13 protein-coding genes and 1 rRNA gene (1 of these 14 running past the window's edge) are annotated in these 15,243 nt (G+C 50.8%); 13 read left to right on the forward strand and 1 reads right to left on the reverse strand.

The features are described 5' to 3' along the window. From JNE38_RS01230 to pssA, 10 genes are all read left to right on the forward strand, one after another. Positions 1-1,778, forward strand: a 23S ribosomal RNA gene (locus tag JNE38_RS01230) (it extends 1,150 nt beyond the left edge of the window). A 271-nt stretch (positions 1,779-2,049) separates the two neighbouring features. Further along, entirely contained in the window at positions 2,050-3,180 is a 1,131-nt protein-coding gene (locus tag JNE38_RS01235) for an MGDG synthase family glycosyltransferase (RefSeq protein ID WP_203354915.1), read from the forward strand. 40 nt (positions 3,181-3,220) lie between these two features. Continuing rightward, positions 3,221-3,907, forward strand: coding sequence for an HAD-IA family hydrolase (locus JNE38_RS01240; RefSeq protein WP_203354916.1), 687 nt, complete (start codon positions 3,221-3,223; stop codon positions 3,905-3,907). Between the two features lie 165 nt (positions 3,908-4,072). After that, a complete protein-coding gene (locus tag JNE38_RS01245; protein ID WP_203354917.1) occupies positions 4,073-4,537 on the forward strand; it encodes a CtsR family transcriptional regulator in 465 nt (154 codons plus the stop codon). A gap of 29 nt (positions 4,538-4,566) precedes the next feature. Next, positions 4,567-5,085, forward strand: a complete 519-nt coding sequence (locus tag JNE38_RS01250; protein ID WP_203354918.1) for a protein-arginine kinase activator protein McsA — start codon at positions 4,567-4,569, stop codon at positions 5,083-5,085. 17 nt (positions 5,086-5,102) lie between these two features. After that, positions 5,103-6,182 carry a protein-arginine kinase McsB gene (locus JNE38_RS01255; protein WP_203354919.1) on the forward strand — a complete coding sequence of 360 codons (1,080 nt, stop codon included), beginning with the start codon at positions 5,103-5,105 and terminating at the stop codon, positions 6,180-6,182. A 69-nt stretch (positions 6,183-6,251) separates the two neighbouring features. Beyond that, positions 6,252-8,702 (forward strand): ATP-dependent Clp protease ATP-binding subunit, encoded by a 2,451-nt coding sequence (locus JNE38_RS01260; protein ID WP_203354920.1) that lies wholly within the window; start codon positions 6,252-6,254, stop codon positions 8,700-8,702. A 108-nt stretch (positions 8,703-8,810) separates the two neighbouring features. Next, positions 8,811-10,178: a DNA repair protein RadA gene (gene radA, locus JNE38_RS01265; RefSeq protein ID WP_203354921.1), complete on the forward strand. Its 1,368-nt coding sequence runs from the start codon at positions 8,811-8,813 to the stop codon at positions 10,176-10,178. Between the two features lie 6 nt (positions 10,179-10,184). After that, the gene (disA, locus tag JNE38_RS01270; RefSeq protein ID WP_203354922.1) at positions 10,185-11,261 is read left to right on the forward strand and encodes a DNA integrity scanning diadenylate cyclase DisA; all 1,077 of its coding nucleotides are present in this window, start codon (positions 10,185-10,187) and stop codon (positions 11,259-11,261) included. A 111-nt stretch (positions 11,262-11,372) separates the two neighbouring features. Then, positions 11,373-12,101, forward strand: coding sequence for a CDP-diacylglycerol--serine O-phosphatidyltransferase (pssA, locus tag JNE38_RS01275; RefSeq protein WP_203354923.1), 729 nt, complete (start codon positions 11,373-11,375; stop codon positions 12,099-12,101). Between the two features lie 137 nt (positions 12,102-12,238). On the opposite strand, the gene JNE38_RS01280 is transcribed toward pssA, so the two are convergent. Continuing rightward, positions 12,239-12,634, reverse strand: coding sequence for a nucleoside triphosphate pyrophosphohydrolase family protein (locus tag JNE38_RS01280; protein ID WP_203354924.1), 396 nt, complete (start codon positions 12,632-12,634; stop codon positions 12,239-12,241). A 287-nt stretch (positions 12,635-12,921) separates the two neighbouring features. Between JNE38_RS01280 and JNE38_RS01285 the strand changes: the two genes are divergently transcribed. From JNE38_RS01285 to ispF, 3 genes are read left to right on the forward strand one after another with little or no spacing between them, the layout of a single operon-like run. Beyond that, positions 12,922-14,010, forward strand: coding sequence for a PIN/TRAM domain-containing protein (locus JNE38_RS01285; protein WP_203354925.1), 1,089 nt, complete (start codon positions 12,922-12,924; stop codon positions 14,008-14,010). Between the two features lie 22 nt (positions 14,011-14,032). Continuing rightward, on the forward strand, positions 14,033-14,719 hold the full coding sequence (gene ispD, locus JNE38_RS01290) for a 2-C-methyl-D-erythritol 4-phosphate cytidylyltransferase (protein ID WP_203354926.1): 687 nt from the start codon (positions 14,033-14,035) through the stop codon (positions 14,717-14,719). A gap of 3 nt (positions 14,720-14,722) precedes the next feature. Continuing rightward, the gene (gene ispF, locus JNE38_RS01295) at positions 14,723-15,196 is read left to right on the forward strand and encodes a 2-C-methyl-D-erythritol 2,4-cyclodiphosphate synthase (protein ID WP_203354927.1); all 474 of its coding nucleotides are present in this window, start codon (positions 14,723-14,725) and stop codon (positions 15,194-15,196) included. Positions 15,197-15,243: the final 47 nt, after the last annotated feature.

Genomic DNA, 15,243 nt, shown 5'->3' on the forward strand with positions numbered 1-15,243 from the left:
GGTCGAGTGACTCTGCGCGGAAAATGTAACGGGGCTAAACGTATCACCGAAGCTATGGCAGTCCTTACGGACTGGGTAGGGGAGCGTTCCAAGCAGCAGTGAAGCCGTACTGGAAAGAGCGGTGGAGCGCTTGGAAGTGAGAATGCCGGTGTAAGTAGCGAAAAGACAAGTGAGAATCTTGTCCACCGAAAGCCTAAGGGTTCCTGGGGAAGGCTCGTCCTCCCAGGGTTAGTCGGGACCTAAGCTGAGGCCGAAAGGCGTAGGCGATGGACAACAGGTTGATATTCCTGTACCACCTCTGTTCCGCTTGAGCAATGGCGTGACGCAGGAGGATAGGGTGAGCGGCCTACTGGATGGCCGTCCAAGCAGCAAGCCTGGTGTGTAGGCAAATCCGCACACCATAAGGGCAAGCTGTGATGGCGAGGGAAATTTTAGTACCGAAGTCCCTGATTTCACACTGCCAAGAAAAGCGTCTAGCGAGGAATAAGGTGCCCGTACCGCAAACCGACACAGGTAGGCGAGGAGAGAATCCTAAGGTGCGCGGGATAACTCTTGCTAAGGAACTCGGCAAAATGGCCCCGTAACTTCGGGAGAAGGGGCGCCCCGGTAGGGTTTATAGCCCGAGGGGGCCGCAGTGAAAAGGCCCAAGCGACTGTTTAGCAAAAACACAGGTCTCTGCGAAGCCGCAAGGCGAAGTATAGGGGCTGACGCCTGCCCGGTGCTGGAAGGTTAAGGGGATGGGTTAGCGCAAGCGAAGCTTTGAACCGAAGCCCCAGTAAACGGCGGCCGTAACTATAACGGTCCTAAGGTAGCGAAATTCCTTGTCGGGTAAGTTCCGACCCGCACGAAAGGCGTAACGACTTGGGCGCTGTCTCGGCAAGAGACCCGGTGAAATCATAATACCTGTGAAGATGCAGGTTACCCGCGACAAGACGGAAAGACCCCATGGAGCTTTACTGTAGCCTGGTATTGGAACTTTGTGCATCATGTACAGGATAGGTGGGAAGCTGAGAAGCAGGGGCGCCAGCCTCTGTGGAGCTGTCGGTGGGATACCACCCTTGATGTACGGAGTTTCTAACTCGTCGCCCTTATCGGGCGAGAGGACCATGCCAGGTGGGCAGTTTGACTGGGGCGGTCGCCTCCCAAAAGGTAACGGAGGCGCCCAAAGGTTCCCTCAGAATGGTCGGAAATCATTCGTAGAGTGTAAAGGCAGAAGGGAGCTTGACTGCGAGACCTACAAGTCGAGCAGGGACGAAAGTCGGGCTTAGTGATCCGGTGGTTCCGCATGGAAGGGCCATCGCTCAACGGATAAAAGCTACCCTGGGGATAACAGGCTTATCTCCCCCAAGAGTCCACATCGACGGGGAGGTTTGGCACCTCGATGTCGGCTCATCGCATCCTGGGGCTGAAGTAGGTCCCAAGGGTTGGGCTGTTCGCCCATTAAAGCGGTACGCGAGCTGGGTTCAGAACGTCGTGAGACAGTTCGGTCCCTATCTGTCGCGGGCGTAGGAAGTTTGAGGAGAGCTGTCCTTAGTACGAGAGGACCGGGATGGACGCACCGCTGGTGCACCAGTTGTCACGCCAGTGGCACAGCTGGGTAGCTATGTGCGGACGGGATAAGCGCTGAAAGCATCTAAGCGTGAAGCCCCCTCCAAGATGAGACTTCCCACAGCGCAAGCTGGTAAGACCCCTCATAGACGATGAGGTTGATAGGTTCGGTGTGGAAGCGTGGTAACACGTGGAGCTGACGAATACTAATCGGTCGAGGACTTATCCACACACTCTTAGCAAACATGCATATTCAGTTTTGAAGGAATGAAACGTACCTCTTTACCGCAGAATGGGTAAAGAGGTTTTTTGTTTTATGCAGTCTTCAGATGGGCAATCATTACAGATCATCTTTTCATGACGCTGTTTATGTCGATAAGTTAGGGCCATTGACCGACAAGATACCCCTTGCAGAGCAGAGAGGGGGTAGACTAACATGAGAAGGTACGTGAATCATCAGTTAGTAGTTGGCAAGGCATGGTTTATGAAGGAGAATAATCAATGAAGAAAATCTTGATCTTTTCAGCTTCCATCGGTAACGGTCACAATCAAGCGGCCAGGGCAATGCAGGAGAGTCTGGCTGAAAATGGCTACACGTCGATGATTATTGATACGTTGGAATACATCAGTCCAACGTTCCACAAGATCTTGCTGGAAAGCTACATGAACTTGTTGAGATTGTCTCCAAAAATGTGGGGGAGAATCTACCATAACACCGAAAAAAGCAGATTCTTTGATATGAATGTGCTCATGAATAAATTACTGGCAAACAAGCTCAAGAAATTAATAAACAGTGTCCAACCGGATGCGTTTATTGCGACGCATCCCTTTGCCAGTTGTATGCTTTCTGTCCTGAAAGGCAGAAATGACTGGAAGGAACCCATTTACACGATCATTACGGACTACACCATACATCCGTCGTGGATCAATCATCACATCAACTATTACTTTATCGGTCACGAGCAGCTGTACTATTTGGTCGACCTCTACCGACAAGACCATCAAAAATATATTCCAATGGGCATCCCGATCATGAGAAAATTCCGATTGCCGCTGGATAAGGAGCAAACTCGGAAAAAGCTTGGGCTGAAGGACGAGCAAAAAAGCATCATTCTCTCCGGAGGTGGTCTGGGGCTCGGATCCATGGAAAAGGTGCTCGACGGGCTGGAAGAGATCGATATGCCGATCAAAGCATTTGTTTTGACGGGAAGCAATGAAAAGCTGTATCGAAAGGTCACCAGTCGCACGTACCGCCATGAGGTGGTGCCCCTCAAATTTGTAAATAACTTTCACGAATATCTGGAGACAGCCGACCTGATCGTGACAAAATCGGGCGGATTGACATCAGCTGAAGTGATGAGCAAACGGGTTCCAATGATTATCTACAACCCGCTGCCGGGACAGGAGGAGCGAAACAGCCATTTCCTGCTGAACAACGGCTGTGCTGTTCACGCCAACTTGTCTGAGCAATTGATCTATTTTATAGAAGAGTTGCTGCATAGTCCCTCAAAGGTTGATTACATGCGGAGAATGTCGCATAAAATCTCCAAGCCCGATGCTGCCCAGCGAATTGCTGAGTTTATCCGCGACGATATGAAAATGATGGACGAACAAGATCAACTGCTACCATAATGTAGATGCTGGCAGGATACAGTTGAAAGAGGGGGAAATCATGAGCATACCTTATGCGATCCTGTTCGATATGGACGGTACCTTACTGCAAACAGAAAAACTCTCGACGCCTGCCTTTCAACGGACGTTTGACCAATTGCGTGCAAAAGGTCTATGGGAAGGGAAAACACCAGATGAGAGCGAAATCACCAACATTTTGGGGATGACAATCGATCAGGTGTGGAACAAGCTGATGCCGGGTGCGAGTGAAGAAGCCAAAGAGGCTGCCGACGGCATTTTGCTGGAAAATGAGATCCAACTGATTCACGAACGGGTAACCGACTTATATCCGGGGGTATGGGATACCTTGCAGGATTTGCATGAGCGTGGTGCTGCCCTGTTTATCGCCAGCAACGGTCAAGAGGCTTATATTGATGCCCTGTGCGAGGAGTACGACCTGAAGCCGTTTTTGATGGACCTCTATTCGGCGGGCCGGTTTCGCACGCGTACAAAAAATGATCTGGTCGCAAAATTACTGAAGGACTATCAGGTGGAAAAAGCGATCATGGTAGGGGACCGCCACTCTGACATTGAGGCGGGAACCACGAATGGCTTGTTCACGATTGGCTGCGACTTTGGCTTTGCGAATCCGGGTGAGCTGGATGGGGCCGACGTGATCATTACGAATTTCCCGCAATTGCTCGATCATTTGCCAGAAATCGACACCATAAAGCAAAAACAAACATAAACCATTTCCGTCAGGAAGTGGTTTTTTGCTTGGTTTCAAGCGACCCCATTTTGCCCACAATAGAAAGTGTATTCACCACTTGCAAGCGTGTAGTAAACCCATTATAATTAACGTCAAAGATAGTCAAAGTCAATACAAAACACAGTGAGAAGAGGAGGCGATGACTTGCGTAACATCTCGGACATCATTGAACAACACTTGAAAAGCATCTTAACCGAGAGTCCCAATGGCGCGATCGAGATTCAGCGTAGTGAGCTAGCCGACCTTTTTCAATGTGTGCCGTCTCAGATCAACTACGTCATCAATACCCGGTTTACGGTCCAAAAAGGGTATATTGTGGAAAGCAAGCGTGGCGGTGGCGGATACATCCGCATCCGCAAAGTGCAGATTGTCAGCAAGGCACGCCTGCAGGAACTTTTGACAGAGGAGCTGATTGGCGAGGCTATCTCACAAAGTGTGGGCAATGCTATCGTAGAGCGCCTTCTGGAGGAAGGTCTGGTTAATGTGAGGGAAGCAACCCTGATGAAAATTGCCACCTCCCGTTCTGTTTTAATCGTGGATACGGAATTGCGAGATCGTTTGCGGGCAAACATTTTAAAGCAGATGATCGCGGCCATTCTGTTGAAGTAACAAAAGCACGTGCTAGGAGGGAAGATGTGATGAACTGTGAGGAATGCGGAAAACGACCGGCGACACTTCATTTGACGAAAATCGTCAATGGCGAAAAAACCGAATACCATATTTGTGAGCACTGCGCTCAGGAAAAAGGGGACGTCTTTACCGGCTTTCACAATTTCAGCATCAATAATCTCCTTTCAGGATTACTGAAATTCGACCCGATGCAGAAAGGCGTCAAGGAATCGACAGCGAACAAGACGCTACGGTGTGAAACCTGCGGACTTACTTACGCCCAGTTCAGCAAGAGCGGACGATTCGGCTGCAGTGATTGCTACACCTTCCTGGGGGATCGACTGGACCCATTATTCCGCCGCATTCACGGCAACACCCAACATATTGGTAAAGTGCCTGAACGCACGGGTGGCCAATTGAAAATCCGCAAAGAGCTGGAGCAATTAAAGCAAGCGCTGCAAACGCACGTAGCCAGTGAAGAGTTTGAAAAAGCCGCAGAAATGCGCGACCGAATCCGCGCACTGGAACAAAAGATGGCCCAATCGTAACAGGGGAGGTTAGCTGGATGTCGCAACAGCAGTTTATGCAGAACCCGTGGAGCAATTGGATGAAAGGGGAAGGACCTGATTCCGATATTGTCATCAGCACACGGTTACGCATCGCACGTAACCTGCGCCAGCACCCTTTTCCGTTGCTTGCGACCGATTCCCAAGCGGAGGAAGTGGTAAGGAAAGTAACGGAAGTCAGCGAGTCGGATGCCATGCGCAAACGACACCATCTGCAAGTGATTCACATGGATCAAGTCAATCCGCTGGAAAAGCGAGTGCTGGTGGAAAAGCATCTGATCAGTCCGCACCTCGCCGAGGAGTCTCGAAAAGGGGCGGTTTTGCTAAACCCTGATGAATCAGTGAGTATTATGGTTAATGAAGAAGACCACATCCGGATTCAAGTCCTGCTACCCGGGTTTCGCTTGAACGATGCCTGGGAAATAGGTACAAAAATAGATGATACTTTCGAGAAAAATTTAAATTACGCTTTCGATGAGACGAGAGGCTACCTCACCAGCTGCCCGACCAACGTAGGGACTGGGATTCGCGCCTCCGTCATGCTCCATCTTCCTGCTCTGGTCATGACGCAGCAGATCAGTCGCATTCTGCAGGCGATTAATCAAGTCGGACTCGTGGTACGAGGAATTTATGGGGAAGGCAGCGAAGCATTAGGGAATCTCTTTCAGCTCTCCAACCAGGTGACCTTGGGCATGTCGGAGTCCGACATCCTTTCCAACCTGTACGGAGTGGCAAGACAAATCATCGAACAAGAGCGTGTGGCACGTACGTACTTACTCGAACACACCCGCGTGACTCTTGAGGATCGCATTTTCCGCTCGTACGGCATTTTGATGTACGCGCGCACGGTCGAATCCAAAGAAGCAGCACAGCGCCTGTCTGATGTGCGTCTGGGGATTGACCTCGGCGTGATCCCCGGCGTTTCACCGCTGGTGTTAAACGAGCTGCTCGTCACGACCCAGCCGGGCTTCCTGCAGCAGCATGCAGGCCAAAAGCTTACTCCGGATCAACGGGACGAGCGCAGAGCGCGGTTAATTCGAGAGCGGCTTGCAGACACCGAAAAGCCAAAAGGCAAATAAATAAAACATAGGCAACACGCAACAGTTGACCCATAGAGAATAAACACGGTTACCTTGGAGGTGTACGATATGATGTTTGGACGTTTTACAGAACGAGCACAAAAAGTATTGGCGCTTGCCCTGGAAGAAGCAGTTCGTCTGGGCCACAAAGACATTGGGACTGAGCACGTACTGTTGGGATTGATTCGGGAAGGCGAAGGAATTGCGGCGAAAGCTCTGCAATCACTGGGGCTTGGTCTCGACAAAATCCAAAGTGAAGTGGAGTCGTTGATCGGACGCGGAACGGAGCAGTCCGGCAGTAATTACACTCCAAACTATACACCTCGTGCCAAAAAGGTCATTGAGCTGTCCATGGATGAGGCCCGAAAGCTGGGCCACACGTACGTGGGCACCGAGCATATCCTGCTTGGTCTGATCCGTGAAGGGGAAGGCATTGCGGCAAGAATCATGAACAATCTCGGCGTAAGCCTGAACAAAGCGCGTCAGCAAGTGCTGCAGCTCTTGGGCAGCTCCGAAATGATGGCTTCCCATCAGCCGTCCGGCGGCAATCCGGCAGCGAATACGCCTACGCTGGACGGTCTGGCTCGCGATCTGACGGCTATTGCACGCGATGGCGGTCTCGATCCGGTTATCGGCCGCCAAAAGGAAATTGAGCGCGTCATCCAAGTGTTGAGCAGACGTACGAAAAACAACCCGGTGCTCATCGGGGAGCCGGGTGTAGGTAAGACCGCTATCGCTGAAGGCCTGGCACAGAAGATTGTGAACAACGAAATTCCAGAGACGCTGCGCGACAAGCGTGTCATGACGCTGGATATGGGTACCGTGGTCGCGGGCACCAAGTATCGCGGTGAATTCGAGGACCGCCTGAAAAAAATCATGGACGAAATTCGCCAAGCAGGGAACATTATCTTGTTCATTGACGAATTGCACACCTTGATTGGTGCAGGTGGAGCAGAAGGTGCCATCGACGCTTCCAACATTCTCAAGCCGGCTCTGGCTCGCGGAGAATTGCAATGCGTAGGGGCTACCACTCTGGACGAATACCGCAAGTACATCGAAAAAGACGCGGCCCTGGAGCGTCGTTTCCAACCGATCCAGGTAGATGAGCCGACAGCGGAGGACGCGATCAAGATCCTGCATGGTCTGCGTGATCGCTACGAAGCCCATCACCGTGTCAAAATTACAGATGAAGCCATTGAGCAGGCAGTGAAGCTGTCTGACCGATATATCACGGATCGTTTCCTGCCGGATAAAGCGATCGACCTGGTTGACGAGGCTGCCTCCAAGGTTCGCCTGCAGTCCTTTACCGTTCCGCCGAACCTCAAGGAACTGGAAGGTCGTCTGGAGGAAGTGCGCAAGGAAAAGGATGCCGCTGTGCAATCCCAGGAGTTCGAAGAGGCGGCAGCACTCCGTGATCAAGAACAAAAACTGCGCGAAGAACTGGATAAGACGAAAAAAGACTGGAAAGAGCGTCAAGGCCAGCTGAACATGGAAGTGACTCCTGAGGATATCGCTCAGGTAGTGGCGAGCTGGACCGGAATCCCAGTCCTCAAGCTGAAGGAAGAGGAAGCGGAGCGTCTGCTGAAAATGGAGGATATCCTGCATAGCCGCGTGATCGGGCAAGACGAAGCGGTGAAATCCGTCTCCCGTGCCGTTCGCCGTGCACGAGCGGGACTCAAGGATCCGAAGCGTCCTGTAGGCTCCTTCATTTTCCTCGGCCCTACGGGTGTCGGGAAAACCGAATTGGCGCGAGCTGTGGCTGAAACGCTTTTCGGCGATGAAGACGCCATGATTCGTGTCGATATGTCCGAGTACATGGAGAAGCATTCGACGGCACGTCTGGTCGGTGCCCCTCCTGGATATGTAGGCTATGATGAGGGCGGTCAATTGACTGAAAAAGTACGCCGCAAACCGTACTCCGTCATCTTGCTGGATGAGATCGAAAAAGCGCATCCGGACGTGTTCAACATCCTGCTCCAGGTTCTCGATGACGGTCGCCTGACCGATTCCAAGGGACGGACAGTCGATTTCCGCAACACGGTTGTCATCATGACTTCCAACGTGGGTGCCAGCATGATCAAGAAAAACACGACACTGGGCTTCACGACTGGTGATACCGAAAGAAAATACCAGGATATGAAGGACAAAGTGATGGATGAACTGAAAAAGAGCTTCCGTCCTGAGTTCCTGAACCGGATCGATGAAGTGATCGTGTTCCATTCTCTGGAGCAAGAGCACATCGAGCAGATCGTGTCTTTGATGACCGACGAGCTGCGTAAACGCTTGAAAGAACAAAATATTGATTTCCAATTGACCGACGAAGCGAAGAAAGTGCTGGCCAAGGAAGGATTCGACCCGGCTTACGGCGCTCGTCCGCTGCGCAGAGCCATTCAGCGTCACATCGAGGACAGATTGTCCGAAGAGCTGCTGAAAGGCAGCATCAGCAAAGGCGATACGGTAAACATCAATGCCGAAGAAGGCCAATTAGTGGTCAAACGCTTGGAAAAATCAAAACTGTAATACATGCAAAAAGCCATGGAAAGATACCTCCCCAAACAGGAGGTATTCTTTTTTTGGGTGCACATGTATGATAAAAATAGAGGATAAAATCCAAACGAGGGTGCAAATATGTCAAAGTATAAAACGAAATACGCGTGTCAAGAATGTGGCTATGAATCGCCAAAATGGATGGGGAAATGTCCAGGCTGCGGCAGCTGGAACACCATGGTCGAGGAAATGACTGTCAAAACAGCTCACCGCCACGAAGGGATCAGTGGTGGACAGAAACAGGCTGCCATGCCGTTAACAGAGGTCGCCAGTGAAGAAGAACCGCGCATGGATACGACGATCGGGGAGCTGAACCGCGTTCTTGGAGGCGGGCTTGTGCCAGGATCGCTCATTTTGGTCGGCGGTGATCCAGGTATCGGGAAATCGACATTGCTCCTGCAGACCTCGTTTGCGTTGGCTCATCATGGCGCAAGAGTCCTGTATGTTTCCGGGGAGGAGTCCGCAAAGCAGATCAAGCTGCGTGCAGATCGACTCGGTACCAAAACTCCTCCCATGTTTGTTTTAGCAGAAAATGATCTGGATTTGATCGAACAGCATATTAATCAGGTAGACCCCCATGTATTGATCATCGACTCGATTCAAACTGTCTTTCACCCTGCCGTTCAATCTGCAGCAGGTAGCGTCGCTCAAGTGCGTGAGGCGACGGCACAGCTGATGAGAATCGCAAAGGGAAAAGGGATCGGTACGTTTATTGTGGGCCATGTGACCAAGGAGGGCTCTATCGCGGGTCCGCGCATGCTGGAGCACATGGTGGATGCCGTCTTGTATTTCGAAGGGGAACGCCACAATACGTTCCGGATTTTGCGTGCAGTCAAAAATCGATTCGGCTCGACAAATGAAATCGGGATTTTCGAGATGAAGGACCGAGGTTTGGAAGAAGTAGCGAATCCCTCTGAAATTTTCTTGGCCGAGCGTCCCTTTGGCGTAGCAGGCTCGACGGTAGTGGCCAGCATGGAAGGTACTCGTCCCGTCCTGGTTGAGCTTCAGGCACTCGTGGCTCCCACGAGCTTCGTAACCCCGCGCAGAATGGCAACAGGAGTGGATCACCAGCGTGTCGCGATGATCATGGCTGTCTTGGAAAAGAGAATGGGCATGATGCTGCAAAATCAGGATGCCTACGTGAATGTAGCAGGTGGCGTCCGCTTGGATGAGCCTGCCGTAGACCTGGCGATCGCAGTCAGCATCGCGAGCAGCTTCCGCGATCATGCAACGAATCCACACGATGTGGTCATCGGTGAGATTGGCCTTACGGGGGAAGTGAGAGGCGTATCCCGTATCGAACAACGTGTTCGCGAGGCCCACAAGCTCGGCTTCAAACGCGTGATTATCCCAGAGAAAAACATCCGCGGGCTTGAAGCTCCAGATGATATCCAGGTGATCGGAGTATCGAACATCGGGGAGGCTTTGAACGAGGTGATAAGGGGGTAGGAGCGGATGCAGGATCAACAAAAAAAGAATCCGCTGTTCTTTGAAGTTCTTCGCTTAGTCGCTCCCGGAACGCAGCTGCGGGAAGGTCTGGAAAATGTTCTTCGGGCCAAAACAGGCGGTTTGATCGTCGTAGGCTATGGCCCTGAGATGAAGAACATCGTCGATGGGGGTTTTTCGATCAATTGTGAGTTCTCTCCAGCACATTTGTATGAATTGGCGAAGATGGATGGGGCGATTATAGTAAGTGAGGACGCCAAACGCATCTTGTACGCCAACACCCAGCTTTTTCCCCCTGCCTCCATTGCCACGAGTGAAACGGGGACGCGTCATCGGACGGCACAGCGGACGGCGATCCAGACCGGCTATCTCGTCATCGCAATCTCCCAGAGACGCAATGTCATCACGCTCTACCAAGGGAATTTCCGTTACGTCCTCAATGAAATCAGCGTGATTTTGGCAAAGGCGAATCAGGCCGTCTCTACACTCGAGAAGTACAAGGCCGTACTGGATCAGACATTGACGAATCTCGGTGCGCTCGAGTTCGAGGAGCTCGTCACTCTGCATGAGGTTACGTCAGTCCTGCAACGTGTAGAAATGGTGCTGCGAATCAAGGCGGAGGTTTCCAAGTACATATGCGAGCTTGGGGTGGAGGGCCGGTTGGTCAGCATGCAGATGGAGGAGCTCGTGTCGAATATCGAGGAAGAGGCGCACATGCTCATTCGCGATTATTGTCGAGACCCAGGGCTTTCTCCCGATCAGGTCCTGCGTGATATGAAGAAGCTGAGCAATGATGAAATGCTGGAAATCAGCTCGTTTTTACGAGTGCTGGGCTATTCCTCGACTGTGAGCATGCTGGAGGAATCGGTCTCCCCCCGCGGATACCGGATCTTGAACAAAATCCCGCGATTGCCAATGACGATCATCGCAAATCTTGTCGAGCACTTCCATTATTTGCCCAGAATCATGATGGCGACAATTGAGGAATTGGACGAAGTCGAAGGCATCGGAGAAGTTCGGGCGAGGGCCATCAAGGATGGTTTGAAACGGATTCAGGAGCAAGTGTTCATTGACAGGCACATTTAAAGTAGAATAGGATTAAGGCATTATTTGTATTAAACATTTGCCTAGGGGACCCGAATGAAAAGGGTCAACAGGATACTCGTCTCCTTCGCAAAAGAAATCAGGAGGTAGTCTATGTTCGTGAAATCGTTACCGAACATACTAACCGTAAGCAACTTGTTTCTGGGAATACTAGCAATTATTCTGGCATTTCGGGGCGATGAATTCGTCGATTATGCAGCCATCACGGTGATCGTTGGCATGCTGGCGGATGGTCTTGACGGCCGTGTAGCTCGGATGCTGAATGCGCAAAGTGAGTTTGGAAAGGAACTCGATTCCCTTTCAGACGTCATCACCTTTGGTGTAGCGCCTGCTTTCATCATGTACGTCGTAGTGTTGAATGACTTTAACTGGATTGGAATTTTGATTACGGCGATTTTCCCGATCTGTGGGGCGCTGCGGTTGGCGCGCTTTAATGTACAGGCTGGCGTACCGGGTTATTTCATCGGTCTGCCCATCACGGCTGCAGGTGGAGTGCTGGCGACTCTGGCGCTGTACCACCAGGTATTCAATACCGTCATGCTGGCAGTCAGTATGCTGCTCTTGGCTTTCCTGATGGTGTCGAAGGTCAAATACCCTAACTTCAAAAAAGTGGGGATTCCCAAATCGGCATACTGGATCACTCCGATCATCATCGCCATCGTAGTGGTTGTGGCGATCAGATATCCGCAACAATTTCCGAAAATCGTCTTTTTGCCGCTAGCCTTTTATGCCTTGTACGGAATAAAAAAAAACGTTGACTTTCTCGTCAAAAAGTTCCGTAAGAGAAAAAACAAAGAAGAGGAATCCGTTCCTTTCGAATGAGTCCAACTACGAGAAAAACCCGCTAAGCCACTAGCGGGTTTTCTTTTTTATTGAGCATGGCTCCTTCACGAAGCGTCGTCGATGGGAGTTTTTTTATGCAACTTTTTTGGGGGTTCGTTCGTATTACGAGGGGAGGCCTATGAAAGGTTGAAGACCCCTAATGTGTTCAGCCGATTCGATTCTTTTTGCAGCACGTCTTCGAGTTTGATATCCGTGATGTTGCACAGAGCAGTGAGGTAAAACAGGTTTTTCCCTAGCTCGGCTGTCACGACATCGCGGCAATGCTCGCACAAAGGGCCAGTGAAGTGAGTGTCCAACTGTAATTTGTTTTCTTCCAGGTTTTTGCTCGAATCGTACGTCTGCTTTTTGGCTACTACCTCGACACAGCCGCACTCCGTGATGGCTTTCGTCAAAGAACGGTTGATACGGGATGCAGTTTCCTGAACTTTGGACATGACGTCGAGCACGCTGCGATGCCTGATCAAGAGTTCTGAGACCTGCGTTTGGAATCCGTCTACATTGCTTTTGTCCATATGGTTCACCTCTGCTTTAGGCTGTAAGTATCGTCACAATTTTCTCACATTGCGCTACAGCCATTATAAGAAGGGAGTCTGCTCTCTGTCAATTTGAAACGGAAGGAAACGGATGTTCGAGGTTGACGACAAAATGACAAATGTGTTAAAATTTTTGGCTATTTGACATGGTAAATTAAATTTTGCTATAGTGGGGGGGAAGTGGTGAAGAAGGGATTTTGCCATTTGGAAAGAAATAGGTTTTTACTTATAGGCTTCTGTCTATATTAATAAAAGGAGGTGAAGGCATGGTACGCCGCATAGGAAAAATCTTTTTTGTTTTGGTTGGTGGGGGCTTGGGCTACCAGTACGGTGCTGACTTGTTCTCATTACTCAATAATCTGTTAAACTTCGGTGAAGTAGCAGGGACGCAATACATTGGTGCGGTACTTGGTGCCATCTTGTTCTTCTTTTTAGCCAATTGGCTCTTGGATTATATTTTGAGGGTGATTCGTTGGGGAGAAGAGACACTCGTCAAAATGCCAATTGTGGATGTTATGTTCGGAGCGATGGGGTTGATTAGTGGTCTTATTGTTGCCTTTTTATTATTCCTGCCCATCAGTAAAATTCCGATCCCTATCATAGGAGATCTGTTGCCGTTGGTCGTGTCTGGTTTGCTCGGTTATTTGGGATTCCAGGTTGGGTTCCGCAAACGGGATGAAATCATGTCCGTATTTTCCATCGGTCGCAAGGATAAGAAAAAAGACACGGGTACTACCGCTACGAACGTAGAGAACAAGATTCTCGATACGAGCGTGATCATCGACGGACGCATCGCAGATATTTGCCGCACCGGGTTTCTGGAAGGTGTGCTGGTCATTCCGGGATTTGTGCTTGAAGAACTTCAACACATTGCAGATTCCTCCGACGTGCTGAAAAGAAACAGAGGGCGCCGGGGACTTGATATTCTGAACAAGATCCAAAAAGAAATGAAAGTGAAAGTGCAGATCTGGGAAGGTGACTTTGAAGAAGTCTCCGAGGTCGACAGCAAGCTGATCAAGCTGGCGAAAGTCATGAACGGGAAAGTCGTGACGAATGACTTCAACCTGAACAAGGTTTGCGAATTGCAGGGTGTCTCCGTCTTGAACATCAATGATTTGGCAAACGCGGTAAAGCCAGTCGTCCTGCCAGGTGAAGAAATGAACGTTCAAGTCATCAAGGACGGTAAGGAGCACGGCCAAGGGGTCGCTTATTTGGACGACGGAACGATGATCGTCGTAGAAGGCGGACGCGAGTATATCGGCAACGATGTCGATGTCCTCGTCACCAGCGTGCTGCAAACCTCGGCAGGCCGTATGATCTTCGCAAAGCCAAAGCTGTTGGAAAAAGCATTGTAGAGAGACAGGAGAGGGAAAATACGTGCGTACGGGAGTCGTGATCGTTGCCGCTGGTTCTGGAAAACGAATGGGCGGAGAACGAAACAAGCTGTGGTTGCCTCTTGGTGGTGAGCCGATTTTGGCTCATACGGTTCGCCTGTTTGCGACCCATCGGGAGATTGATGAAATCGTACTGGTAGTCAGTACGGAAGACCATAGCAGTGTGCTGAAATGGCTCGACCGCGAGCGAATCCGCGTGACAGTTGCGTTGGGTGGTGCCGAACGACAGGACAGCGTAAGAAATGGACTGTCCGCACTATCCAGCGACTGCTCCTATGTGCTCGTTCACGATGCTGCCCGTCCTTTCGTTACTCGCAAACAGATCAGCGCGATGATCCAGCAGGTTCATAAGGATCAGGCGACGATCATGGCAGTGCCGGTGAAGGATACGATAAAAGTGGTGGGGACGACAGGAATCGTAGAGTCGACCCCAGCGCGTGAAAGCTTGTGGGCGGTCCAAACCCCACAAGCTTTTCGTATGTCTTTACTGCGAGAAGCGCATCAGACGGCAGTGGAAACGGGCAAGATGGGTACGGACGACGCTATGCTGGTTGAATGGCTAGGGCATCCTGTGACAGTCATGCAAGGAAGCTATGAGAATATAAAAATCACCACCCCGGATGACCTGTGGTTAGGTGAAGAGATCTTGCGTAAACGAAAGGGAGAGTAACTCATGCGTATTGGACAAGGGTTTGATGTGCATCAACTGGTAGAGGGGCGGCCTTGCATTATCGGCGGTGTCACGATCCCCTATGAGAAAGGATTGCTGGGGCATTCGGATGCAGACGTGCTTTTGCATGCCATTAGCGATGCGATACTGGGAGCGATTGGAGAGGGAGATATCGGCAGACATTTTCCGGACACCGACCCTGCCTTCAAAGATGCGGATAGCGTGAAGCTGCTCGAGCATGTCTGGGCGCTGGTAAAAGAACGTGGATACCGACTGGGAAATGTGGATGCGACCATTATAGCGCAGGCTCCCAAAATGGCGCCGTACATCCCGCAGATGCAGGAAGTCATCGCGCGTGTATTGGAGGTGGAGGATCTCTCCCAGGTCAACGTGAAGGCGACCACTACGGAAAAGCTGGGCTTTCCTGGACGCGGAGAAGGAATCGCTGCTCAGGCTGCTTGCTTGCTTGTCAAGTAGAGGGGCAAGGTGTAACATAAGGCATTAGAAACATTTTTTCGTTTACA

Source organism: Brevibacillus choshinensis (assembly GCF_016811915.1).
Classification (GTDB): domain Bacteria; phylum Bacillota; class Bacilli; order Brevibacillales; family Brevibacillaceae; genus Brevibacillus; species Brevibacillus choshinensis_A.